Origin of the sequence: Bacillus cereus group sp. MYBK15-3 (genome assembly GCF_051916765.1) — a bacterium.
Classification (GTDB): domain Bacteria; phylum Bacillota; class Bacilli; order Bacillales; family Bacillaceae_G; genus Bacillus_A; species Bacillus_A cereus.
In genome coordinates, this window is sequence record NZ_JBQAHG010000001.1 from 785029 (window position 1) to 809988 (window position 24960).

The following is a 24960-nucleotide window of genomic DNA, read 5'->3' on the forward strand; positions in this document are numbered from 1 at the left end:
GTAATAAATTAAATAGCTGACCTCTTCATGTGAAGTCGACTTTATTTTTTATTCATATACATTTTAATCACAAGGCATATTAATATATGTTCCAAACTTTACGCGTAGGGTTTCCTACGCTATTTATTTTGCTCATTGAGGACAATCTTTCCTTCCCTTCCTATATGTTTTACCCACAACAATAGTTTATATCAAGATATATTTTACATAAAACTACAAATCATTATTTACTGTATTGCCCTTAGTTACGGAAACAATTATACTAGATGTAATCGAAATAAATAATCTGAATATTCTCAGAATTAAAGGTGGAAGTTTTACTATCTACAAATAGAATTAGAAATATGTCCACTAAATAGATTAGAAAACGATAATAACATTAGGAGGATTACGATGCCCCAGCTTGATTCATTACATCCCACTGTAGAAAAAATAATCAATAATATTGAAAAAATAATGGTCGGAAAACGAAAAGAAACCATCTTAGTTTTGACAACTCTCTTAGCTGAAGGTCATGTGCTATTAGAAGATGTTCCTGGTGTCGGGAAAACAATGCTAGTACGTGCTCTTTCTAAATCCATTGATGCTGATTATAAGCGAATTCAATTTACACCTGATTTATTGCCGTCAGATGTAACAGGAGTTTCTATTTATAATCCGAAAGAGCTCCAATTTGAGTTCAAGCCTGGACCAATTATGGGGAATCTTGTACTTGCTGATGAAATTAATCGTACATCTCCAAAGACACAATCTGCTTTACTTGAATGTATGGAAGAAGGCAATATTACAATAGATGGTATTACAAGACCTTTACCAAAGCCGTTCTTTGTCATGGCTACACAAAATCCGGTCGAATATGAAGGAACATATTCTCTACCAGAAGCTCAGCTCGATCGTTTCTTATTGAAACTAAAAATGGGATATCCTACACCAGAAGAAGAATTTGAAATTTTAAACCGGATGGAAAAAACAAATCCACTCTCTCAATTACAGACCATTACTACAATACAAGAATTAATTTATTTACAACAAAGCGTACGGGTAGTAAGTATGGACAAAGCAATTAAGCATTACATTGTAAAGCTTGTTAATCAGACTCGTACGTACAGTTCTATACAGTTAGGTGCAAGTCCACGTGGTTCGATTGCTTTAATGAAAGCTTCACAAGCTTATGCATTTATCCATGGCAGGAATTATGTTATTCCAGACGATGTTAAACTTTTAGCCCCTTACGTTTTAGCACATAGACTCATTATAAAAATGGAAGCAAAATTTGAAGGAATAACTGGCGAACAAGTTATCGCAAAAATCGTTGCACGAACTACTGTGCCTACTCAAAGGGCGATGAACCCTTGATGAAACGAATACTGCGAGCGCTATATCACGTTACGAAGTTATTGCTACTCCCTTTTTGCCTAGTCTTAACATTTGTGTACGCTATGTTTCAAGGAGGGTTTGTAAGTTGGTTTTTATTTTACAGCATAATTCCCATTGCTCTTTATTCACTACTACTCCCCTTCTACGCTTTACGGGACGCTGAAGTAAAGCGAATAACAAACCAAAATGGATATGTAGTAGGAGAACAATTTGTAAGCATGATTACAATAAAAAGAAAATTTCCTTTTCCCTTACTTTATTTAGTTATAGAAGATGAACTGCCACCACAATTTATAAGTTGTAAACAAATAAAGATGAATAAGGTAGTACTCTTCCCAGGATTGAAACGAAATATTTCGTTTCAATATGTTATTGACACAATCCCTAGAGGCGAGCACACTTTTTCAAGCGTTCGTGTCAAAACTGGCGATTTATTCGGCATGATGGAGAAAGAAGTAACTTTTTCAGTTCCAAATACATTTTTAGTCTATCCCCAGTATGTAGATATAGCGTATCAACAATTGGAAAATCATTTCGAACAAGGAGTGCTTTCAGCAAATATAAATTCAGCAAAAGACTCTACAATCTCGGTCGGTGTCAGAGACTATAAACCTGGCGATCGCTTTTCATGGATCGATTGGAAAGCAACTGCACGAACAAACAATATTATGACAAAAGAGTTTGAACAACAGCGCAGCCATAATATCATGATATTCATAGACAGAACCGAGTCTCCTCTATTCGAATCAGTCGTCACATTTACTGCCTCTATCGTAAGGGCTGTCTTGAAACAAAATTCACCAGCATCATTCGTGTCTATCGGAAAAGAACAAACTATTTTCCCTTTAGACAATGGAGATACGCAGTTACAACAAATCCTTTGTCATTTAGCAAAAGTACAAGCAGACAGTGTATTCCCGCTCTCCCAGAGTGTAGACATGGAACTAAGAAAAATTTATGAGCCCGTCACGGTTATACTCGTGACCAGTAATCTTTCTCCCGATATTCAAAAGGCGGCTGATTGTGCTGCTATAAGAAATAGAAAATGTATGGTTTTTGTCGTGAAAGAAAAAGCGAATCAACTTTCACACCGAGAAATCAGTATAATAGAAACTCTAAAAAAACGACAAATATTTGTAAACACGGTTTATGAAAACCGGTATACAAACGTGTTTTTTGAGGTGAGCAAATGATAACATTACAAACAAAATACAAGTGGGATACGAACAGATTCTTCATGCATGCATGTGTATTTCTTCTTTTACTAGAATGGCTAAGACCTCTTATAGGTATTACAAATGTAGGTAGATTAGATATTTTCGTAACATTTATAGGAATTTGCTTCGCTCTCTCTTTTTTTCAAACGAGGTGGCAGATTCCAATAAAAATTGTCACAGTCCTATTTATCATTCATTCCCTATATTATAAAAATGCTTTTATAAATCCATCTTGGCTAACAGCATTCTTTTCTGATATGTTTCGAAATTCCTCCCTGTTTTTCCAAGGGAATTTACTAGATATTTCTCCAGTTTTTCCGACGGTTTTATTTTTTCTCTCATTTTGGTTTTTGAGTTCTTTTACTTCATTTTGGATTATTCATAAAAAACGTGGGTTTCTATTTCTTGTATTGACTATTATTTATATCGCAACTTTTCATAACTTACATTTATACAATGCAAACTACGCTATTATTCGTACTGTTGTCATCGGCTTTTTTATGCTTAGTCTTCTTCAAGTAGAACGAATAAAAGAACGTGAACACTTACAAAATTATGCTAGGGAAATCTCAAAATTACTTAGACCACTTACAATATTTATTGTATTATTAGCAACCATCGCATACTTTGCTCCCAAATTTGGCCCTCAATGGCCAAACACAATGGATTTTTTAAAATTCAACACATCTGAAGCAAGTAAAGAAAAAAAAGTTTCTACAATTGGGTATGGTTTAGATGACTCACGATTAGGTGGTCCTTTTAAGGCGGATCCTACAATTGTTTTCACAGCACGAACGCAAAACAAACAATATTGGAGAGTCGAAACGAAAGATTTTTATACCGGAAAAGGCTGGGAGGTTTCTGAAAATCCGAAAAAGGTTTCTTTTAAAAATAAAAACGACGTCGTAAGCTGGTACGAACAAAATACAAAAACGGAAACTACTGAGGCAACAATTACCATGCAAAAAAGTTACCCTCACCTTACCTATCCAGCAGGATTAGTATCAGTTGAGGCTTCTTCTGATGTATCATACAGTGTTGACCCGTTTTTAGAAAAAATTTATACAATGAATGGAGACTCTTCTACTACTTTACATTCGTATAAAGTAACATATGAGATCCCTGAGTTTTCCATAGAAAACTTGAAAGCTGTAAAAACAAATGAAGGTCAAGAAACAAATCCTTATTTTATGACAAAGTACACACAACTTCCCGAGTCATTACCACAGCGCGTAAAAGACTTGGCTATCAATCTTACAAATGATAAAGACAACCGATATGATAAAGTATTAGCTATTGAAAATTACTTCACAGACAACTCTTTTACATACGAATCAACGAATGTCTCATTCCCTGCCAAAAGCCAAGATTATGTAGATCAATTCCTTTTCGATACAAAAAGCGGCTACTGTAATAATTTTTCGACGTCTATGATTATACTACTTCGTTCTGCCGGGATTCCAGCTCGCTGGGTGAAAGGCTATACAGAAGGAACTCTTGACAATACACTTGCCTCTGCAGAAGGTGAGGATGTTTATACAATCACGAACGATAACGCACACTCTTGGGTCGAAGTATATTTCCCAGAATACGGATGGATTCCATTCGAACCGACAAAAGGATTTACTAATCCCTATAATTTTATAAATAATACGCCTGCTCCTATTTCACAAAATAGCGAAGCAAATAATTCTAATAACGAGCAAATACAACAACGAAATAATGAAGCAAAACTTAAAAGTTTAATTGAAAATACAGAAGAAGCTTCTACTAAAAAGGTCACAAATTCTAAAACTAGTTTTTCTTGGTGGTACGTATTCCTCTCTACGATACTAATTAGTATTATAGGATACATTCTCTTCACCACTAGAATGAAATGGATGACATTTCTTATTATTCATTTCTATAAATACCGAAAAGATGATGCTGTTTATCAAAAAGCTTACGGTGCACTTTTAAAACAATTTGCGAGAATTGGCATACCACGGGGTGAAAGTCAAACATTCCGAGAATACGCTCTCCATATCGATACACTTTACAACTCGGCCGATATGCAACAACTTACTGCCAGTTATGAGAACGCTATGTATCAACAGGGACAGGCTACGGTAGAATGGAAGAAATCCGTACACTTATGGGAAGTGCTTATGAAAAAAGCAGGTTCTCTACCTAAATCAGATGGCTTTGATACAGTTATTTAATCTTGAAAATTTGAGTTTAAAGAAAACGTCTCAAAGAACTACATTGTTCTTTGAGACGTTTTTTAATAAAGTGAAACTCCTACTTATTCCCCAAGCACCTTCTCAATCTCAACTTCTAAATCTACCGGCTTCGTCTGCGGAGCAAAACGCCCTACTACTTTCCCGTCTTTTCCGATTAAAAACTTCGTAAAATTCCATTTCACTGCTTTCATACCAAGTAAACCTGGTGCTTGTTCTGTCATGTATGTATATAGAGGGTGAGCCTTATCACCTTTCACATCAACCTTTGCAAACATCGGGAAGTTTACACCGTAGTTTAATTCACAAAAACTAGTAATGTCCGCTTCTGTACCTGGTTCTTGTCCCCCGAATTGGTTACAAGGAAATCCGAGTATTTCGAGTCCTTGGTCTTTATATTTATCATATACCTCTTGTAATCCTTTATATTGCGGTGTGAAACCACATTTACTAGCTACATTTACAATAAGAAGTGCTTTTCCTTCGTAATCTTTTAACGATTTTTCTTCACCGGTAATTGTTTTAGCTGAAAAATCATAAACTGTCATTGTCTTTGCCCCTCTCTTCACTATCATTCTATGTTTATACTATACTACATTCGTGAATATACATCTCTTATTACGTACTTATAAGATATAATGATAACGCTTTATTTCCGTTCAAAATTCGACACATACTACTAGACTTTTATGATGGAAAGTTTTACAATTGAAATGTGAACAAAATGTGACAGTTTATATTCCATTATAAAAGAAAAGGATGGTGTCCATTATGAAAACTGCACAACATGAAACGATTTCAAATCGCGAGTTTTATTTCGTACTATATATGATGTTATTGTATGTTACTGGCTGGGTAATCGATGTAAATGGTTTATTCTTAAGCTCCTACTTTAATTTAGCAGGAGAAATTATGCTTCCATTAGTAGGCGGGATTGTTGGACTGTTCATTATGTCTATTAATAAACAACAAACGAAATAATAATATTACAAAAAGGCAGAAGACGAGCTTCGTTTTCTGCCTTTTTTCTATTTTAGCGTATAATAGAAACATGAAGTATATAAGGAGTGGTAAATATGAAAAAAGTAGAGCAATTATCTTCTCACCTATATCTGATTGATGATTTCGATTTACAACATAATGAACGAACTGGTACGTACGTTTTATTAGGTGACGATATTACTTTAATTGAAACTTGTGCAGCCCCTTCTCTTCCGTATATTTTAGACGGCTTACAACAATTACATATTGATTTAAACGCAGTTAAAAACATTATCGTTACACACGTTCATTTAGATCACGCAGGGGCTGCTGGTTTAATGATGGAAAAGTGCCCAAATGCTACTTTATATGTGCATTCTCGCGGTGCTCGTCATATGATTGACCCAACAAAACTCATTTTAGGTGCAAAAGCTGTATACAAAGAAGATTTTGATAAACTATTTGATCCAATTCTTCCTATAGAAGAAGAACGTGTTCGTATTGTACAACATGGTGATACGTTAAAAATTGCCGAAGAACGTATCCTTACATTTTACGATACACCGGGGCATGCTAAGCACCATATTAGCATTCACGATTCATTAACAAACGGGATTTTCACTGGTGATACAATTGGAATTTATTATAGAGAACTCGCAAACGTTGGTGTAGAACTGTATCTACCATCAACGTCCCCTTCACAATTTCAACCAGATGCGATGATTGCTTCTAAAAATCATATTCAAAGTATGGATGTAGATACTATTTATTTCGGTCATTACGGCGCATCCTCTCATGTTACAGAAGTATACAATCAACTGGAACATTGGCTACCTATTTTCGTTCAGACTGGTAAGGAAGTCTTTGAAAAGTATAATGATTTCGATGAAGCGACTAAAGCTTTACAAACTTTGTTAATGGATAAAATATCTTCTCATCTTACAAAGTTAAACGTTCCATCAGATCATTCCGTTTATAATATTTTACATCTAGATATAGAAATTAGTGCAATGGGCATTATTGATTATTTCACGAAGCAAGAAAAAGCAAACTCCACTATTAACTAACAGTAAAAGAAGAGATATACAACAGTAGTTATTGTATATCTCTTCTTTTTTTGAATATATTTTGAGTAAAGGATGGTGGAATATAATGCAAAAATTGATGCTATACCTCTGCTTTACATTATTTATCGTCTTATTATTATTTGTAGGAGTAAAAATTCAATTTTATTTAGATACAGACACGCAAGTGAACTTTAACGTTTATCCAAGATTATTCTACTTTACACTCTTCCCTCTTATAGTTGGCATTTTATTACGATTCCTTCAATCTATTAATCGCGAAACAAGTAAACAAAACTGGAGCTTTCAACCGGATAAATTTATTGCTATTACAGTGCCTACACTATTCATTTCCTTTTCCCCAGCACTACTCTTTTCACCACTTGCAGAATACCTACCTTATTTAGTTAATATTATTCTAATAAATACAACTTTTGTTACGATAATTAGTTTAATAGCTGGTTATTCCCTTTTAGATTGTTTTATACAAAAAGATAATGCAAATATGAAAAAGTATAATTGAACACTCTTTTTTGTTTCAATAAAAAAGCTCAAAGCTAAGGCTATGAGCTTTTCTAATTATTGCACCTTTTCATTTACATATTCCATAAACTGCTCTGCTTTAATAAATCTTTCTTTGTACGCCTCAGGTACTTCTTCTACTTTCATCCCACCAGTTGATTTTGTCTTCACTTGTACGATTTCATATGTCATTAAAGCTTCCACATAACGGTCAAACTCTTTTTGTGTTAATACTTCTTTACTAGACTTATGACCATTTAATTTATCAAAGTATGGCTGAAGACCCATACTTACCTTTTTCATTTCTTCTCTTTTTGCTGGTGATAATTGATCATAATCAATATTACCGTTCGAATCTCCGTACGTAAGTTTTGCATTTGTTAATTTTTTTAGTTCTTTTGTAAACTCTTCATATTCCTTCGTACCCATTTCATCTTTCGCCTCTGATAATTTTGCACTAAAACGCATATACGCCTCTAATGTCATCGTTCCGGCATGTTTTTTTAAATTCTCGAAAGATCCGTATATACCATCCGCCATAATAGATTGATACGCAAAACCAGTCGTCGGGATTAAAAGAGCTGCTGCAAGTACTCCTGCGATAAGGCGTTTCTTCCTCTTACTCCGCCCGTGCTTCATTTTTATTTGTACGATTACTTTTTCTTTTAAATCCGGCGGGGCAACAATACCTTTTGCTTCTTCTTGTATAGATTCCCTAACTCTACAATCTAAACTCATTTCACATTCCCTACCTCTCCTAAAAAGATTTCTTCTACTTGCTCTTTTTGACGTAGTTTCTTTAATGCTGCGTGAATTCTAGATTTCACAGTACCAATTGGAATATGTAATATTTGTGCTACTTCTTCTTGTGAATAATCGTGTAAGTATCTTAAGATAATAACTTGTTTCAATTTATACGGTAATTTATGAATGAGTTCAATTAGTTTTTGGTTTGATATTTTACTTACAACATCGTTAGAAAAATCAATTTGCACTGACTTTCTTTGCTCTTCTGCTTTTTTTATAATTCGTAGTCGCATCCACCTCTTTCTTCTATAAGAGTAAATTTGTTTAATCGCAAGTCCAATTAGCCAAGGACGAAATGGCTTCTCGCTATCATACTTACGAAGCGATTCATATAGTTGTATGTATATTTCTTGAACGACATCATCTACATCCGTTTTATCCTCTATTAAAAAATGTGCTGTTTTATATACTTCTTGAATCGTTTTATCATACAACTTGCTATATGCTTCTTTATTTCCTGATAAAGTTAATTGGATTAAATGTGCGTAATCTATTTCACCCTTCATATTCCAGCCCTCCTTTGTCTTACACTATATATTGGCAGGTAATTCATATTTCGTTCGATTTTTTTAAAGTTTTTTTATATAAATTAATATTATGATTCATTGAGTTCATAAGCTTCACTTATAACCACACATAACTATTATATAATTTTCCAATTTCTGATAAAGATTTAAAATAATTTATATAGTCAAATTTAGGAGGATATATGATGAAAGCTATCGTTGTAACGTCGTTCGGTGGTCCTGAAGTGATGAAATATAAAGATTTGGATATACCGGCTATTTCAGAAGATCAAGTTTTAATTCGCGTTGTTGCTACTAGTGTAAATTTCGCTGATATTAAATCACGTTATGGTAAAAAAGGAAATAAAGCACTACCTTTTATTCCAGGTATAGATGCCACTGGTATTGTAGAACGTGTCGGTTCTCATGTGAAAAATATTCACCCTGGACAACGTGTCATTGCTTTTCCTCAAAATGGATCTTACGCAGAATACGTTGTTGCAAATGAAAATCTTACTTTCGTATTACCCCATGAAGTTGACTTTCAAACTGCAGCCGCTTGTCCAATCGTATCTTTTACAAGCTATAATTTACTCGCAAATGTTACAAGGCTTCAACAAGGTGAATCTGTACTCATTCATGCGGCTGCTGGCGGAATTGGCACTACTGCTATTCAACTTGCTAAACTATTAGAGGCTGGAACAGTTATAGGCACTGTCGGAAGTGAAGCAAAAAAAGAAATTGCTTTAGATGCTGGAGCTGATTATGTTATTTGTCATCAAGATGAAGATTTTGTAGAGAAAGTCAATGAACTGACAAATGGTGAAGGGGTTGATGTAATTTTAGACTCTATTTCTGGAACGGTTTCTGAAAGAAGTTTAAACTGCCTTGCTTATTACGGTCGCCTCGTTCATTTCGGTAATGCTAGCGGTGAAATTGGTAACTTTCAAACGAAAGATTTACATGCAAGTTGCCGCTCTATACTCGGTTTTAGCTTTGGAACCACACGAAAAAAGCGTCCTGAACTGCTCCAAGAAACTGCAAATGAAGTTTTCCGTTATTTGCGTGACGGACGTTTACAAATTAAGGCTACGAAATCTTTTCCACTTCAAAATGCAGGGAAAGCACATGAATGGGTCGAAAGTAGAAAAAGTACAGGGAAAGTAATACTAACTGTTTAGTCCTCTTCCTGAAATGAATACTGGAAACAGAGGTGGCATTCATGGGATCACGAATTATGCATGTTATTATCGCTAGTGGTATTGCTGAGAAACTATCAATTCACGATAAGACTTCTTTCTTACTTGGAGCTGTAGCCCCTGATGCTGTTCATTCAAAAAAAGAAAAAGGAACCTCACATTTTTATGCCGGTACAACGAAGAACTATACGAGAAGAATAGATTATGATTCATTTTTTCATAAATATGAATCACATATAGATTCCCCATTTATTTTAGGCTATTATACCCACCTCATTGCCGATGATAATTGGCTAAGTGGATTTTTTCTACCTTGGCTAAAAAATAGAATAGAGAATGACGAAACTATCGCCCCCCTGTACTATAACGATTTTAAATTGTTAAATGCAAAGTTGCTTCATCATTACGATCAAGAACAACAGCTTTTCTCTCTTCTCAATCAAGAGGCTCACATTGTGGATATTGAAGAGGTTTCTAAAGAAAACGTTTTAGCTTTTCGAAAGTATCTTTTTGAAGATATGTTGTATCCAAAGCAACATCTGCATGAAGACTTACAAGTATTTACGTTTGATCAAATCGTTGGCTATATTGAGACAGCTATTGAAAAAGGAGTATTTTTTATTAAACAACTCTCTAATGAAAAATCCACTTCAAAAATTTAATCCCCCTCAAATATATTTGAGGGGGATTTTCACATAGCAATATTATTATTGGTTCTTCTCCATAACTGCAAAATAATTCCCTTCGCTATCAGCAAAGTTAAACACTTTACCAGAAGGCATAGTTACCATTTCTCCAACAGTAACATTTTTATTTGTTAAATCTGTATATAGTTGATCAAGATTTTCTGAGAAGAACATTAAAGACGGTGTACCAAGATTCAATTCTGGGCTCATTTTCGAAATAACTTCTTTATTATGTAATATAATGCTCGTTTCCGCACCGCTTTTCGGAGCGATTTCAATCCATCTCATTCCTTGCTTATTATCTTCCTCTGCAACTACATGAAACCCTACCTTCTCCGTCCAAAAATTTACTGCCTCATCTTGATTATTTACATATAACATAATTTGTCCTACTTTATGAATCATTACATTTCCCCCTAATGGTTTTTATATTCTATGTAGCTTTCTACAAATACTATCGTTATTCCTTTTGAGTTGGTATGTACTTCTTTGCAAAATTTATCGACTGACTCATCCCATCCAGTTCATCAAAATAATCATTTCTTTCAATCATGTTATATCCGTCGAATCCAATTTTATCTAATACTTTGAAGAATATATCGAAATCTACTTCACCATTCCCTGCTGCGACTTCTATATACTTAGTTGAACGATCACTTTTCACTTCTTTACAATCTTTAATATGAGTTTGTACTATATAATCTTTTAATAGTAATAAACCTTCTCCCGGATTTTCATTTACATCACTTATTAAATTTGCTGGGTCAAAGTTAACAGCTAGTCCTTTCGAGTTTGCAGTTTCTAAAAATCGTTTTAATACTATTGCTTTTTCAGATCCCGTCTCAATGGCAAAGAATCCTCCAAATCTGAACGCTAAGTCCCCTATTTCATTACAAACACGTAGCATTTTATCATAGTAGGCACTTTTTTTATCATCTGGAACTTTCCCAATATGAGCTGTTATGATCTTTGCCCCAAGCTCCAAACCTCTGTCAGTAATATATTTAAACTGATCTATTGCACTCTCAGCTTCTATTCCCATAATTCCATTTTCTCCAAAACTAATTGCTAATGATGGAATCTTTATTCCATTAAAAGATACGCTTTTCTTTAAAGCATTCCACTCTGCCATTGGAATATTAGCTAAGTTAAAGTTTTTATTCATAGCATATAATTGAATATATTCTAACCCCCATTCTCTCGCCTTTTTTATTCCTTCGTTTACTTCAATATATTTCGTATTCAAAAACATTCCTAATTTCCTATCCATATATGTACCTTCTTTTTATTATTTCGCATCATTTTAATATACGACTTTTTTATATTATTTCCTCGTATAAACCAAATAAATAAACTACCCTTTTTTCGATACTCCCAGTAGAAGCATATATATGATAGGCACATTAAAAACACTAATACAATTCCCATTATCACTTGTTTACAAACAAAAAAGACGTAACTACAAATAGTTACGCCTTCTCCATCATTTATCTAGGCTTTTTCTTCCCAGTAAATGCTGGTTTCTTTTTCTTTGGTGCTTTCGGTTTCGTTTCTACAAATGATCCTTTGAACATTTCTTGCTTCGTAAATACGATGCCTAGTTTTTTCGCAAATTGCAGTAATTTGCGCTCTTCTTGTGGTGTTACAAGAGATACGACAGTTCCTTCTTTGCCCATACGTCCAGTACGTCCTGAGCGGTGAATATATTGGTCTACTGTGTCTGGTAATTCTAGGTGAATTACGTGTGTTAAATCGTCAATGTCGATACCGCGCGCTGCAATATCAGTAGCAAGTAGAATTTCTAATTTCCCTCCGCGGAAAGCACGCATTGTCGCTTCACGCTCTTGTTTACTTGCTTCTGCATGAAGAGCCGCTGCTTTCATTTTACGGAATTTCAATTTCTCAGTAATTTCATCTAAACGGAATGGGTCGTTTAAGAAAGCAACTGCTTTTACATCGCCCATATGCATAATTCTTCTTACGTAATCATTTTTTTCGCGTCGCTCACAAATGATATACGTATGCTCAACTAAGCTTTTTGATTCTGCACGTGTTACACGTACTAATTGTGGTTCAACTGCTAAATCACGTGCCGCATCTTCTGCCGCTTTTGTCATTGTCGCCGAGAAGAATACTAATTGACGATCGCGCATCGTTGATTTAATTACATCTTGCACTGCGCCCATCATTTTTTGCTTTACAATTTGATCAAACTCATCAAATACAATTGTTTTTACTTCATGCATTTTTAGCTTTTTCATACGAATTAATTCTAAAATACGGCCTGGTGAACCGACAATTACTCTTGGGTGTTTCTTTAATTTTTCAACTTGGCGCTTAATATCTGCACCACCAATTAAAGATGCACCTGAAATTTCAGTTCCTGCTGTAAACTTTTGAACCTCTTCATGAATTTGCATTACAAGTTCACGTGTTGGCGCTAAAACAACAACTTGTGGCTGTTTTACTTCAGGATTAATTTTATGTAAAAGTGGTAATAAGTACGCTAATGTTTTTCCTGTTCCAGTTGGAGATTCAGCTATAACGTCTTGTCCTTCTAAAATAGTTGGAATCGCTTGTTTTTGAATTTCAGTTAACTCTTTAAAACCAGCCTTCTCCCAAGCTTGTTGTAAAAATGGTTGCATATCTTTTATCATTTGTTTTTCTCCTTTATCTCTATTTTTGAAGAAAATGCTGTATTGTTCGCACCGTTTCTATCATGTGTGAAATAACAGCTATTAAATCATCAACATGGTCTTCTGTAATCGCTTTTTGAAATAGAATCTCTACCTTATTATGATATGAAATCGCTTGCTTATTATATTCGTATGAAACTTTCTGCATAATCATTCTTTCTTTTCCCCATATAGAACGTATTAATGTTTCAATTTCTTCGCATTTTACTTCTGGTTGCTCTAACGGGAATGAAAATGCTAGCTTCATTTCACAACCTGGTGTAAACTGAGGCACTTCTAGTATTTCACCAGACAAGTTCTTTGCATCCACAGATAATGAAAATGTTGCTTCTACTAATGGTTCAAACGGTTCTGTTAATTGAAATGAGATATGATATATACGACTTAATGAAGCAAGATCCATCATATCTTTTCGATCTGTTACAAGAATATCTCCATGTAGATCAAAATCATACACAGCACCTTCTACGATTACTTTTAAATTGTCAAAAGCAGTTGGATCAAACATAATTTCCTCCAAAAAACAGGCGCCTTTCGATGGAAAGGCGCCACTTGATGTATATATAGTTTACAGATAAACGAGATGAATTACAACCTTTTAGAATAAACCTACTGCTTTTCCATCTTCATTTACATCCATTTGAAGTGCTGCTGGTTGTTTTGGAAGACCTGGCATTGTTAACATTGTACCTGTTAACGCAACGATAAAGCCTGCACCGATAGATGGTTTTAACTCACGAATTGTAACGATAAAGTCAGATGGACGACCTAATTTTGTTGCATCGTCAGAAAGAGAGTATTGTGTTTTCGCCATACAAACTGGTAGGTTACTCCAACCTTCTCCTTCATATTGAGCTAATTGCTTACGTGCTTTCGGAGCAAATTCAATATCTTTTGCGCCATATACTTTTTGAGCAATTGTACGAATTTTTTCTTCTAAGGGTAATTCTAATTCATAAAGTGGTGCGTAGTTGTTTTCACCTTTTTCGATTTCTTTTAGTACTTTTTCAGCAAGGTCAACTCCGCCTTGGCCACCTTTCTCCCAAACTTCTGTTAAGGATACTGCATAGCCACGCTCATTACACCACTCTTGTAAGTATGTAACTTCTGCATCTGTATCTGTAATGAATTTATTAATTGCAATTACGAAAGGCACACCGAAGCTTTGAATTGTTTCAACATGCTTCTGTAAGTTTTCCATACCTTTTGCTAATGCATCTACATTTTCTTCTTTTAATTGATCTTTTGCAACGCCGCCATGCATTTTAAGCGCACGAATCGTCGCAACAATAACAACTGCTTCTGGTTTAATGCCAGCTGCACGAGCTTTAATATCTAAAAACTTCTCAGCGCCTAAATCAGCACCGAATCCAGCTTCTGTAATAACATAATCACCTAATTTTGCTGCCATTGTTGTAGCGATAACACTGTTACAACCGTGAGCGATATTCGCAAATGGTCCGCCGTGAATGATAGCTGGTGTATTTTCTAACGTTTGTACTAAGTTTGGTTTTAATGCATCTTTTAATAATAATGTTAACGCACCTTCTACACCTAAATCTTTAACCGTTACAGGTTGATTTGCAAAGTTATAAGCAACTACGATGCGTGATAGACGCGCTTTTAAATCTTGAATATCTGTTGCAAGGCAGAATACCGCCATAATTTCAGATGCTACTGTAATATCAAAACCGTCTTCACGTGGTACACCTTGAACTGGTCCACCAAGACCAATTACTACGTTACGAAGGGCACGATCATTTAAGTCAACACAGCGTTTCCAAACGATTTTACGTGTATCAATTCCAAGTGTGTTTCCTTGTTGGATATGATTATCAATAAACGCTGCTAATGCGTTATTAGCAGTTGTGATCGCATGGATATCTCCAGTAAAGTGAAGGTTAATGTCTTCCATAGGTACGACTTGTGAAAAACCGCCACCCGCTGCTCCACCTTTTAATCCCATCGTCGGTCCAAGAGATGGTTCACGAAGTGCAATTACTGTTTTCTTACCAATTTTGTTAAAAGCTTGACCTAAACCAACTGTTACTGTTGATTTACCTTCTCCAGCTGGAGTTGGGTTAATCGCTGTTACTAAAACAACTTTACCGTCTTCCTCATCTTGTAAGCGCTTAAAAATATCAAGAGATAACTTACCTTTATAATGCCCGTATGGCTCTAATTCATCTTCTAAAATATTTAAATCAGCTGCAATTTCTTGAATCTTCTTCATACTCGCTTCTTGTGCGATTTCAATATCGGATTTCACTGTTGTAGTAGTTGTCATATACCCTAGTCCCCCTTTAATTGGTTCTGATGATATTGTATCAGTTTTTTGTATTTTCTGCACTTATTTACCTCCTAAAAATTCTTTCATTTCTTTATACGTTTTTTAACATAAATACCCATAAGAATGTTAACGATTGTTGCAACTCTGTAGGTAGTTGACCTAACATCTTCTCATTTACTCCGCGCTTATATACGCCGATGCCATCTATAACTTTAAAACCTTGTTCTTTCGCTAACTGTTCAAATTCCCAAGGCATCATCGTATTACAAACAACGTCTTTTCCGTACAAGCGAGGATAACTATTCTCTCGTGGCTTTGCTGTCGGTCCTAAAATTGCAATACATGCATATCCATCTTTCTTTAACACACGCTTTATTTCATTTAACGCTCGTAATGGCTCTTCCGTCCATTCTAAAGAATTAATTGCCATAATTGATTCAAATTGCTCATTTTCAAATGGTAATGCAGAAAGATCTCCTTTTATAAAAGATAAATTCGGTCCTTCTCCGCGCTCCTTACCTTTTTGAATCATCACTTCCGATAAATCTACTCCCACTGCTTTATAGCCTGCGCGACTTAATTTATATGTACCGTAGCCATCACCACAACCAACATCGAGCACTTGTGCTTCTTTCTTCACGTATTGTTCAAAAAACGGAATAATTGTACTTCTGCTACCACTGTCCCACATCTCTTGACTATTTTGATTCCAAAACTCTGCACTACTATCCCATTTCTTTTCTGCTGATTCATGCCAATTAAATTTCGTCATACATTCCCCTACCTTCACGCTTTATCATTCATTTCATTCTACATCATTTTCCAAAATTCCTGTTTATCTTCATTAGGAGATGTACAAGCTAATAATGGAATCTTTATTCTCCAATTTTTGCTTTACTTGGGTTTAACTCATACTCATGTTCTTCTCTTTATGTAAGATACTATAGGTACACCCAATTGAAAGAGAGGGATGTACATGCGAAGAAAGAGAAATCATCATTTTAAAAGTGGTGAAAAAAACGAAGAGTATGCAGCTGAAATATCACCAGCTGGCATTCCGATTAGACATAAGCGTAAAGAAATTGCAAATGAAATAGAAGGTACAAATACCGGTGCAATGGTAGGCTATGTCGCTTTATTTCTTTCGCTTTTCTCAATTGCATTTTATCCGGTTACACTCGGCTCTCTTGCGATTTTAGTCGGCTTATTAGCTGTCAATTTCGGAGCAAGAACACTTGGATATACAGCAATTGGTTTTGGTAGTTTTTCTGTTTTATTTACTTTACTTTATCCGCTTGCTTTGTCAGCGTTTTAAAAAAACACACCAAGTTATACTTGGTGTGTTCATTCATGATACAACATAATATGACCGCATCCACAACAATGTTTCGCTGTAATTTCTTGAAACACTGGATAATTTTCTTCATCTCGATGCTCAATAAATACTTTTTCAAATCGATACATGTTTGGTGCATATGCCCAATCTTGTTTCGTACGTGCATATAACGTTGAGGAAAAAAACTCCTCACCACCGCAAACGATACATGTGTTCTTCATCGCTATCCCTCCTATGCTTGTCTTACTTCATCTATATGAACATAAGCATAAAAAAAAGACCTTCTATTACTAGAAAGTCTTCTCTGAAACAAAAAGAAATGTACCAAACATTCCTACTCCGCTATATTCTTTTGAAACACCAGCTTCTGTTTTAAATGTTTGCTTTACAGTCATAAAGAATACACCATTTCGTGCATCTGTACTTTCAAATTGTAGTTTTTCTTTTTTACCATCTACATTTTGCGTGCATTCAAAACTACTCTCATTACAATTCAACGCATACTTATCCTCTACATACACTTTAAAATCTGATTCTTTCGGACAAGTTATAAGTAATATTGCCACGAGAATAATACTTATAATACCCACAATTGTATAATATTTCTTCATTTGTACTCCTTTCAAATGACAAGAAAACTTGACTTCATACGCCAAGTTTTCTTAGTCAACAACCCATTGCCACTCTTGTTCTTTCTTATCAAAAATGAGCCAACCTGTTTCTGTTGCTTCCTCTTTCAATTCATCGATATTATCTAACACCTCATCCGTACTTTCATACGAACCAACTACATATACCGGAATTTCAAGACCTCTTCTTGACTCAATCTTCCCTGCTAGATCTATGTAAAGACCATCTTCCATTAGTGGAATCAGTCCCATGATCAATTCTTTTGAAATTGCTGGGAAAATTTTTGATTTTTGGAAGAAAGAAAAACGTTTCTTACCGAAAGCACCGAGTTTATACGGAATGACTTTACTTAACATTCCTACAAAATCAGCAATTCTACGATAATACACTTTGTTGTACCATCCGTCATCATGTGAAAAATAAACAAATCGATTTTTCAACAGCGGAAAGAATGTTCTTGCAAGTGGTTCTTTTTTGTGAGCCAAATATAATAATTCTGCAATTTCTTTCGGCTCTAATTCATCTAAATCGCTTGCATCATCAAAATCTACCCAACAAAATTCATCAAATTCATCAATCTCTGCTTGAATTAACTTATGTATATTTTCTTCCTCAACATATTCAAATAAAGTATGATAATGAAAATCCGTCCATTCAAAGTTGTGCTTCAAAAGCAACACTTGATGAAGCGGTGAAGGGATGTTACTCGCAAACTCTTTAAACGTAATTCCTGATGTAATAAAACAATGACCTCGACGATTACCATTAATATATATCATATTCTTTACTTGGTCAGATCCTCCAGACAAAGCACCTAGCCACCTTCGTTTTATATGTTTCAATTCTATAGCATATTTTAACATGAAAAATTTTAGAAACATAGAAAAAACTTCAAAAACTATTTACAATTTCATGTGTTTTATTACATAGTGATTACAAGAAAAAACGCCTGCTCATAAGCAGGCGTTTTTAAAGGATTTCATCTGGGTTTTGAGGATGATGATTTCCCTCTTTCTTTTCTTCTTTTTGGAACATCGATTGAATTTTATCAATTGTTTGTGGAGCTAATTCAATCATTTTTTCTGCTAAATGTGTCGCATTTTGTAGATGAAGAATATTTACTCCATCTTTATTCACCACAAGAAATGCTACTGGTGTAATAGAAACACCACCCGCGCTACCGCCACCAAATGCAGCGTTACCGTTCGCTCTTTGTCCATCATTCGTTTGGAAATCAGAACCTCCTGCTCCAAAACCGAACGCTACTTTAGAAACCGTTAACACCACACCACCGTCAGCCGTTTGAACAGGCTCTCCAACAATCGTATTTACATCAACCATTTCTTTTAAATTTTCCATTGCTGCTTTCATTAACCCTTGAATTGGATGATCCACCGTTCATAACCTCCTTTGTCATATCTTTCCTAGTTTTTCCGAAAGTTTGTGAACTAAACATAAAATTTAATATTGATTTCAAAAAACTTAAGTTGTAATATTTAGAAAAATAAAAAAGAGGTCGATTCGTTATGATGCGAAAATTAACAAAGAAAGATCATGAACAAGTATTCGCTTACCTAAAAGAAGAAGCAGCCCTTAACTTGTTTATTATTGGAGATATTGAAGCTTTCGGTTATGACACAGATTTTCAAGAACTATGGGGAGTATTTAAAGAGAATGGAACATTAAAATCAATTTTACTCCGATTCCACGATTCATTTATACCATATAGTAAAGAAGACTTTGTTACCACTGATTATGAGGCACTTCTTTCAGCGTATAAGCCGCTTAAACTATCTGGTAAGTCAACTATCGTAAAAAAATTTGAAACTTCTCCTGCTATTCAACTAGGTGTCAAAAGTGATATGTATTTTTGTGAATGTCTAAATGGCAACAACTTACATGACACGCCTATTCATGAAACGATTAAACTTGCATCAATAGATGATGTAGATCGAATTATGCAATTAAGAAGTAGCATCACTGAATTCCGAACTGCTCATGAATCAGAAAAAATTTTACGACAATCTATTGAAACAAATACAGGACGTACATATTATATTGAAAAAGACGGTGGAATCATCGCATCCGCCTCTACTTCTGCTGAAAATTCATTATCCGCTATGGTAGTTGGTGTATGTACACACCCGAATTATCGTGGAAATGGATTTGCTTCACTCCTATTACAAAAAATGATTCAAGACTTTACGAAAGAAGGCCGAACACTTTGTTTATTTTATAACAATCCAGCTGCTGGACGAATTTATAAACGACTAGGATTTAAAGACATTGGGATGTGGACGATGTATCGATAATAAGGGGTACTTTATAAGCAGAAATAGTTATAACTTAACAATAAAAGCAGATTATACACAATTTCATACTGTTATTATGAAGATAAAGAAGCTACTTGCGGAGCAATGACTCTAACTAAAACATGTTATGTATTCAAGCTAAATTTAGATAGATAAACGCCCCAGTTGTTGCATCTACTCCAGCAATTGGGGCGTTTATCCTCAAATTCTTTCCACTATATTTATGAAACATTTATCACACTTATGTCGCTATTATCTTTACGTACAAATGCCCTTCTAAATATTACTGCGTCTTATTATACTTTGCTTTAAAATCAATATATTCCTGTTTCGCATCTTGGTTATTACCTTGGTGACTATCAAAAGATGTATGTATTTGTGATATGTATTTTACTAACTTGCCTTCATCATTTCTTTTCTTATAATTTATTACAATACTTACTTCCAATATCTGCTTTGAACCATTTTTAGAATCCATATGCAATGCGATTGATCCACCATCATATTCATCATATTGTATTTTCAACTTATCATTAATGATACTCTGAAACTCTAATTCAGTTAGTTTGTATCCAACAGTACTAGGCTGATCAAACTTTTTTATATCATCCCCGGGCTTCATCTTTAGTTTCCCTATCCCTTTTAAACGATCTACAATTAAGTTCACATATGAAACATCTAGATTTGAATCCGGACTTTGCACCTTTTCATTTTTATACATAATATTGGTACGATAAACACCTTCTTTTTTATTATCTTTGCTGTCTACTGCTGAAGTAACCGCTTGTGTTGTACTTCCATATAAACTTTTATCTTTCGTATTATATATCCCTTCCGAAGTTTGATAGATTGTTTTTCTATGCTCTCCATCTTCCTTTTGTTCATATGTACTATATATACCTCTTTGTTTCACATACGCATACCCATCATCACTCGCAGACATAACCTTTCTCATGTCACCTTCATCCAATGCCTTAACAAATGGCTCATACTCTATCTTTTCTTCAAAAAAACTACATGCTTGTAGTAGGCTGATTGCTATTATGATCGGAATTATTTTAGAAACACTTTTTTTGTTCATTTCATCATCACACTACCCACTCTACATTTTCGATCAGATAACCTTCTAATCACTTTAATCACCTTACATAATTAAATTTTCTTTTAGAAGTGAAAATACTCTCCTGTAAATAATTACTTTTCTATCATCAAAACGTACAATACGCACTTTTTTTATGCCTTACGTTTCGATTTACCTTTTTTATTTTTCTTTCGATATCTTGGAGTCTCTCTTTTATGTTGCTCCCACGTTTTATTAAATGATGGAAATTTAAATCTGCAATATGCTAATAGCTGAAATTCAGCTGCACCGATTGCTATCGTATACATTAAAAAGGTCCCTACTACATACATAAATAAATCATCAAACCCATAATCGTTATGAAAATATATCAAAATAAGAATAGTTACTGCGTATAGTGTAGCCCACTTCATCATCTTTCCTTTTCCTTTACTAAAAAAGGAAGCGGATCTTTCATCCATACTAAACGCACCTTCACTCGCTTGCTTAAGTGTATCAAGCGTTGTAACAATATGAACAACAACTGCTCCTAAAAATAACAATCCTGCATACAGTAATGTAATCTGATCAATTGAATTATTAGCCATTTTAGTACCAATCAAAACTACGAGTAAGATTATTGCCATTTGAAATGCATTTAATAATACAACAAGTGTTTGTAGCTTTTGAAATTTAAATTGAGCTTTTGGAAATAAATATAGAATGAAAAAAATTACTTGCAGAGCATATAACAACACTTCCAGCTTAACAATTCCTATATTAAGGAGGACCATACAGTAATCCCAATCACCTGATACAATAATAGAAAAAACAGCTATTGAACTATAAAGTATTCCTCCAAACATAAATCCTGTAGCACCCTCAGGACTTAAACGATCATTACATGTCATCCTAAACTTATCTAAATCTTCTTCTTTTATATTCCACATCCTGGCCCTTCACCTTCTATACGTTTCAATTATTTTTCGCGCACTAAAATTCTATTAATATATTATTTATCCCGCTTTAATGGGCAGTAAGACCCCCACCTCAAAATGCAGCGAAAGCAAAGAAGTTAGGTGGGGGATCAACTGCCCATTAAAGTCCGATTGGTTCAACTAATAATCAGTGGGGGATGAAGAAAACCCCCACTGATTAAAGTTTCACTTTATTTTTCGTTTTGAATTTCTTATTTCGCTTTCGAATTCTCCCACGCATTCTCTTATTCTCTTCCCACGTCATATGAAATGACTTAAATTTGAATCTACAGTACGCCAATAGTTGGAATTCTGCCGCTCCAATTGCAACCGCATACATTAATACAGTTCCCACTCCATACATAACAAAAAAATCAATTGAATAATCATTTTGAAAATACATCAAAATAAGTAGTATTAATACATATATTATAGCCCCCTTAATCATAGCTCCTTTTGTCTTACTAAAAAAAGAGGTGGATCTTTCACCACTACTAAACGCACCTTCACTTGCTTGTTTAAATGTATCTAGCGTTGCTACAATATGAATAATAACTGCCCCTACAAATAGTAGCCCAGTATACATCCTACCAGTTGAATTGTCAGCCATTTCAGAGACAATCGAAACTACAAATAATATCGTTCCAAGCTGAAACGCATATAATAATATAACGAGCGTTTGTAACTTTTGAAATTTAAAACATGCTTTCGGAAATAGATATATAATTAAAAATATAATTTGAATACTAAATAACACAATTTCAGTTTTAACAATTGTTCTATCAAAAAAATTGTTGTAGTAATTCAAATTCCCTACAAAAATAATAAACATAAATATTGAAATATAAAATATTGTTCCAAGCATAAAACCCGTAGCACCTTCAGGACTTAAACGGCCTTGACATGTTATTCGAAATTTATCTAAATCTTCTTCTTTTATTTTCCACACCCTGACATTTCACCTTCTATACAGTTTAAATAATTTTCATCCACTAAAATTCTATTCCATTCTTAATATTTTTAAGTACATAGATTTTTGTACAACTAAATTCAGATAATCTTTTAGGTATATCATTACCATATTAATTACCATAATCATCTAATCAGAATGCTTTTTGATGGTTCAAGTAGTGTCTTTTTTCCTCAAAAGTTCCAAATATTCTTCTTTCAATTAAGTATAACCGTCTTCTTGTCACCTTCATCCAATGCCTTTATTAGACTCTCATACTCTATTTTGATTTACCAAAACTATACGCGCTCAGTAAAACATAACTGTTATCACAGTAACTATTTTTCACTACCCCTTTACTCATATCTTCACAACATTTATCGTTCTCAAAATTCAATTAAAATATATTATTTTTGATTTATATACTCTTTTTCATAATTTACATATTCTTTTTTAGAGCTTTGATTATTATCTTCCCTGGTATGATAATATGTTGAAATCTCTTGATTGCGTTTTATAAGCTTATCTTCTTTTTTTTCTTCATAATTTACCGATATTGTTATTTGTGTTATTCTCATTTGATTTTCTTTTGTATCATTAGGCGTATTAAATTCAATCATCAATATTGCAGAATCAAATTTATCATATTTTAAATTTAACTTATCATTCATGATGTTTTTAAACTGTAATTCAGTTAAATCATAGCTTATTATGCTCGGTTCACTAAATCTTTTTGTATCTCCACTCGGTTTCAATTTACTAAGTTCATTTAATCCTCTAAACATTAATTTTACATATGAAACATTCATAGCTTGATCCTGGGCTACTGAACGGGATTTTTCATTTTTTAAATTTGTACTATAGACCGTTTCTTTTTTGTAATTTTGATTACTACCAACGTTTCTATCATTTTTTATATCAGTAACAACCTTTTGAGTTGTTTTCCCATATAAGTCGTCTTCTTTCACATTATATACTCCATGGGTTGTTTGATATATTATCCTGCTATGTTCACCATCTTCTTTTTCTTCATAAGTACTGTCGCTAGTCTCTTCTTTCACATATGCATATCCATCATCACTCGCAGACATAACCGTTTTCATATCACCTTCATCCAATGCCTTTACTAATCTCTCATATTCTATTTTTTCCCCGAAACTGCACGCGCTTAGTAAAAACGTTACTGTCATTACAATAACTATTTTTTTAACTAACCTTTTACTCATGCCATAACTACACCTTTCCCCTTATTTTATACATTACTTATTATTCAAATATTGTTTTTTATACTCCTCATATCGGGTTTTAGAAGCTTTATCGTTATCTTCTTTAGTATTTAAATAGATTGCTATTTTTTGATCATGCCTTATTAATCGGCCTTCTTTATTCTTTTTTTCATATCCCATTGTGATGCTTATTGTAGTGAATTCCATTGGATTTTCTTTTGAATCTTTCGCCGAACTAAATTCCATTAATAATATTGCTTCATCAAATTTATCGTAGTCCACCTTTAACTTATTATTAATTATTTCTTGAAATTCCGATTCAGTTAAGTAATATGTTACCTTGGATGACTCACTAAATCTTTTTTTATCTTTTTTTGGTCTTAAACTATCTATTCCCTTTAATCTATTAAATATAAATCGAACATTCGAAACATCCAAATTTTGATTTGGACTTTTTGATTGATTATCTTCATATTTAATACTAGTTCTATATACAATCTCTTCTTTTTTTTGCTCACTATTTAATGAACTAGCAATTTCTTGCAAAGTTGTTCCATAGAACTTTTTTTCTTTAATATTGTATACTCCTCCTGTTGTTTGATATACAACGCTAATGCGATTATCATTTTCCGCCCCAAACGTGCTATCCCTAACCTCTTCTTTCACATAAGCATACCCATCATCACTCGCAGACATAGCCGTCTTCATATCACCTTCATCCAATGCCTTTACTAATCTCTCATACTCTATCTTCGTCTCCCCAAAACCACATCCACTTAATAAATTTGCTATTATTGACAGAACTATCATCGTCTTGGCTTTCTTCTTTAACTTCATACTGACACCCCGTTGATTTCTCTAGGCATTTTTAAGTTCATTATGTTCCTTTTTGGAAAGTAATACATT

29 protein-coding genes are annotated in these 24960 nt (G+C 34.0%); 10 read left to right on the forward strand and 19 right to left on the reverse strand.

What is annotated here, in order from left to right; all coding sequences use genetic code 11:
- Nucleotides 1-393 precede the first annotated feature (393 nt).
- Genes ACTFR8_RS03950 through ACTFR8_RS03960 form a run of 3 tightly spaced genes read left to right on the forward strand, consistent with a single transcriptional unit; the run spans nucleotide 394 to nucleotide 4795 of the window.
- Nucleotides 394-1356 (forward strand): AAA family ATPase, encoded by a 963-nt coding sequence (locus tag ACTFR8_RS03950; protein WP_098962994.1) that lies wholly within the window; start codon nucleotides 394-396, stop codon nucleotides 1354-1356.
- Nucleotides 1356-2570 carry a DUF58 domain-containing protein gene (locus tag ACTFR8_RS03955; RefSeq protein WP_000821907.1) on the forward strand — a complete coding sequence of 405 codons (1215 nt, stop codon included), beginning with the start codon at nucleotides 1356-1358 and terminating at the stop codon, nucleotides 2568-2570. The genes ACTFR8_RS03950 and ACTFR8_RS03955 overlap by 1 nt, the downstream gene beginning before the upstream one ends.
- Nucleotides 2567-4795: a transglutaminase TgpA family protein gene (locus ACTFR8_RS03960; protein ID WP_000631792.1), complete on the forward strand. Its 2229-nt coding sequence runs from the start codon at nucleotides 2567-2569 to the stop codon at nucleotides 4793-4795. The genes ACTFR8_RS03955 and ACTFR8_RS03960 overlap by 4 nt, the downstream gene beginning before the upstream one ends.
- A gap of 83 nt (nucleotides 4796-4878) precedes the next feature.
- On the opposite strand, the gene bsaA is transcribed toward ACTFR8_RS03960, so the two are convergent.
- Entirely contained in the window at nucleotides 4879-5361 is a 483-nt protein-coding gene (bsaA, locus tag ACTFR8_RS03965) for a glutathione peroxidase (RefSeq protein WP_000219434.1), read from the reverse strand.
- Nucleotides 5362-5584: 223 nt separating this feature from the next.
- Here bsaA and ACTFR8_RS03970 point away from each other — a divergent pair, with 223 nt between their 5' ends.
- From ACTFR8_RS03970 to ACTFR8_RS03980, 3 genes are all read left to right on the forward strand, one after another.
- Nucleotides 5585-5794, forward strand: a complete 210-nt coding sequence (locus ACTFR8_RS03970; RefSeq protein ID WP_000844984.1) for a DUF3925 domain-containing protein — start codon at nucleotides 5585-5587, stop codon at nucleotides 5792-5794.
- A gap of 95 nt (nucleotides 5795-5889) precedes the next feature.
- The gene (locus ACTFR8_RS03975) at nucleotides 5890-6861 is read left to right on the forward strand and encodes an MBL fold metallo-hydrolase (RefSeq protein ID WP_000754961.1); all 972 of its coding nucleotides are present in this window, start codon (nucleotides 5890-5892) and stop codon (nucleotides 6859-6861) included.
- An 85-nt stretch (nucleotides 6862-6946) separates the two neighbouring features.
- Nucleotides 6947-7381 (forward strand): hypothetical protein, encoded by a 435-nt coding sequence (locus tag ACTFR8_RS03980; RefSeq protein WP_001170916.1) that lies wholly within the window; start codon nucleotides 6947-6949, stop codon nucleotides 7379-7381.
- Between the two features lie 56 nt (nucleotides 7382-7437).
- Here ACTFR8_RS03980 and ACTFR8_RS03985 read toward each other — a convergent pair whose 3' ends face one another.
- Nucleotides 7438-8118 carry a DUF3600 domain-containing protein gene (locus ACTFR8_RS03985; protein WP_000050676.1) on the reverse strand — a complete coding sequence of 227 codons (681 nt, stop codon included), beginning with the start codon at nucleotides 8116-8118 and terminating at the stop codon, nucleotides 7438-7440.
- Complete coding sequence (locus ACTFR8_RS03990) at nucleotides 8115-8693, reverse strand: sigma-70 family RNA polymerase sigma factor (protein WP_000675564.1); 579 nt, start codon at nucleotides 8691-8693, stop codon at nucleotides 8115-8117. Before ACTFR8_RS03990 ends, ACTFR8_RS03985 begins: the two co-directional genes overlap by 4 nt.
- A 206-nt stretch (nucleotides 8694-8899) precedes the next feature.
- On the opposite strand from ACTFR8_RS03990, the gene ACTFR8_RS03995 reads away from it, so the two are divergent.
- Both ACTFR8_RS03995 and ACTFR8_RS04000 read left to right on the forward strand, forming a co-directional pair.
- Nucleotides 8900-9874, forward strand: a complete 975-nt coding sequence (locus ACTFR8_RS03995; RefSeq protein WP_000644618.1) for a quinone oxidoreductase family protein — start codon at nucleotides 8900-8902, stop codon at nucleotides 9872-9874.
- A 41-nt stretch (nucleotides 9875-9915) separates the two neighbouring features.
- Nucleotides 9916-10554, forward strand: coding sequence for a zinc dependent phospholipase C family protein (locus ACTFR8_RS04000; RefSeq protein WP_000535630.1), 639 nt, complete (start codon nucleotides 9916-9918; stop codon nucleotides 10552-10554).
- Between the two features lie 45 nt (nucleotides 10555-10599).
- Here ACTFR8_RS04000 and ACTFR8_RS04005 read toward each other — a convergent pair whose 3' ends face one another.
- The 6 genes from ACTFR8_RS04005 to ACTFR8_RS04030 all read right to left on the reverse strand — a co-directional run bounded on the left by ACTFR8_RS04005 (nucleotide 10600) and on the right by ACTFR8_RS04030 (nucleotide 16336).
- Nucleotides 10600-10983, reverse strand: coding sequence for a VOC family protein (locus ACTFR8_RS04005; RefSeq protein ID WP_000581467.1), 384 nt, complete (start codon nucleotides 10981-10983; stop codon nucleotides 10600-10602).
- 55 nt (nucleotides 10984-11038) lie between these two features.
- Nucleotides 11039-11848 carry a sugar phosphate isomerase/epimerase family protein gene (locus tag ACTFR8_RS04010; protein WP_000375211.1) on the reverse strand — a complete coding sequence of 270 codons (810 nt, stop codon included), beginning with the start codon at nucleotides 11846-11848 and terminating at the stop codon, nucleotides 11039-11041.
- Between the two features lie 217 nt (nucleotides 11849-12065).
- The gene (locus ACTFR8_RS04015) at nucleotides 12066-13235 is read right to left on the reverse strand and encodes a DEAD/DEAH box helicase (RefSeq protein WP_000588613.1); all 1170 of its coding nucleotides are present in this window, start codon (nucleotides 13233-13235) and stop codon (nucleotides 12066-12068) included.
- A 19-nt stretch (nucleotides 13236-13254) separates the two neighbouring features.
- The gene (locus ACTFR8_RS04020; protein ID WP_044584397.1) at nucleotides 13255-13782 is read right to left on the reverse strand and encodes a hypothetical protein; all 528 of its coding nucleotides are present in this window, start codon (nucleotides 13780-13782) and stop codon (nucleotides 13255-13257) included.
- A 90-nt stretch (nucleotides 13783-13872) separates the two neighbouring features.
- Nucleotides 13873-15561 carry a formate--tetrahydrofolate ligase gene (locus ACTFR8_RS04025; RefSeq protein WP_013141915.1) on the reverse strand — a complete coding sequence of 563 codons (1689 nt, stop codon included), beginning with the start codon at nucleotides 15559-15561 and terminating at the stop codon, nucleotides 13873-13875.
- 94 nt (nucleotides 15562-15655) lie between these two features.
- The gene (locus ACTFR8_RS04030; protein WP_000160043.1) at nucleotides 15656-16336 is read right to left on the reverse strand and encodes a class I SAM-dependent methyltransferase; all 681 of its coding nucleotides are present in this window, start codon (nucleotides 16334-16336) and stop codon (nucleotides 15656-15658) included.
- Nucleotides 16337-16540: 204 nt separating this feature from the next.
- Here ACTFR8_RS04030 and ACTFR8_RS04035 point away from each other — a divergent pair, with 204 nt between their 5' ends.
- Nucleotides 16541-16879 carry a hypothetical protein gene (locus ACTFR8_RS04035; protein ID WP_001253201.1) on the forward strand — a complete coding sequence of 113 codons (339 nt, stop codon included), beginning with the start codon at nucleotides 16541-16543 and terminating at the stop codon, nucleotides 16877-16879.
- Between the two features lie 29 nt (nucleotides 16880-16908).
- On the opposite strand, the gene ACTFR8_RS04040 is transcribed toward ACTFR8_RS04035, so the two are convergent.
- The 4 genes from ACTFR8_RS04040 to ytfJ all read right to left on the reverse strand — a co-directional run bounded on the left by ACTFR8_RS04040 (nucleotide 16909) and on the right by ytfJ (nucleotide 18925).
- Nucleotides 16909-17121 carry a hypothetical protein gene (locus ACTFR8_RS04040; RefSeq protein WP_000798747.1) on the reverse strand — a complete coding sequence of 71 codons (213 nt, stop codon included), beginning with the start codon at nucleotides 17119-17121 and terminating at the stop codon, nucleotides 16909-16911.
- Between the two features lie 69 nt (nucleotides 17122-17190).
- Nucleotides 17191-17511 (reverse strand): hypothetical protein, encoded by a 321-nt coding sequence (locus ACTFR8_RS04045; protein ID WP_000761171.1) that lies wholly within the window; start codon nucleotides 17509-17511, stop codon nucleotides 17191-17193.
- Between the two features lie 51 nt (nucleotides 17512-17562).
- Nucleotides 17563-18339, reverse strand: coding sequence for an oxalate:formate antiporter (locus ACTFR8_RS04050; RefSeq protein ID WP_000014087.1), 777 nt, complete (start codon nucleotides 18337-18339; stop codon nucleotides 17563-17565).
- 160 nt (nucleotides 18340-18499) lie between these two features.
- Nucleotides 18500-18925 carry a GerW family sporulation protein gene (gene ytfJ / locus ACTFR8_RS04055; protein WP_000349986.1) on the reverse strand — a complete coding sequence of 142 codons (426 nt, stop codon included), beginning with the start codon at nucleotides 18923-18925 and terminating at the stop codon, nucleotides 18500-18502.
- Nucleotides 18926-19056: 131 nt separating this feature from the next.
- Between ytfJ and ACTFR8_RS04060 the strand changes: the two genes are divergently transcribed.
- The gene (locus ACTFR8_RS04060) at nucleotides 19057-19842 is read left to right on the forward strand and encodes a GNAT family N-acetyltransferase (RefSeq protein ID WP_100619975.1); all 786 of its coding nucleotides are present in this window, start codon (nucleotides 19057-19059) and stop codon (nucleotides 19840-19842) included.
- 283 nt (nucleotides 19843-20125) lie between these two features.
- Here the strand turns inward: ACTFR8_RS04060 and ACTFR8_RS04065 are convergent, their stop codons facing one another.
- The 6 genes from ACTFR8_RS04065 to ACTFR8_RS04090 form a co-directional block, all read right to left on the reverse strand.
- Nucleotides 20126-20923, reverse strand: coding sequence for a DUF3952 domain-containing protein (locus tag ACTFR8_RS04065; RefSeq protein WP_440026992.1), 798 nt, complete (start codon nucleotides 20921-20923; stop codon nucleotides 20126-20128).
- A 152-nt stretch (nucleotides 20924-21075) separates the two neighbouring features.
- Entirely contained in the window at nucleotides 21076-21852 is a 777-nt protein-coding gene (locus ACTFR8_RS04070) for a hypothetical protein (RefSeq protein ID WP_061113314.1), read from the reverse strand.
- 205 nt (nucleotides 21853-22057) lie between these two features.
- Nucleotides 22058-22828 (reverse strand): hypothetical protein, encoded by a 771-nt coding sequence (locus ACTFR8_RS04075; RefSeq protein WP_100619977.1) that lies wholly within the window; start codon nucleotides 22826-22828, stop codon nucleotides 22058-22060.
- Nucleotides 22829-23046: 218 nt separating this feature from the next.
- Nucleotides 23047-23118 (reverse strand): DUF3952 domain-containing protein, encoded by a 72-nt coding sequence (locus ACTFR8_RS04080; RefSeq protein ID WP_117616460.1) that lies wholly within the window; start codon nucleotides 23116-23118, stop codon nucleotides 23047-23049.
- Nucleotides 23119-23235: 117 nt separating this feature from the next.
- Entirely contained in the window at nucleotides 23236-24054 is an 819-nt protein-coding gene (locus ACTFR8_RS04085) for a DUF3952 domain-containing protein (protein WP_000044423.1), read from the reverse strand.
- A gap of 33 nt (nucleotides 24055-24087) precedes the next feature.
- Complete coding sequence (locus tag ACTFR8_RS04090; RefSeq protein WP_069604982.1) at nucleotides 24088-24891, reverse strand: DUF3952 domain-containing protein; 804 nt, start codon at nucleotides 24889-24891, stop codon at nucleotides 24088-24090.
- Nucleotides 24892-24960: the final 69 nt, after the last annotated feature.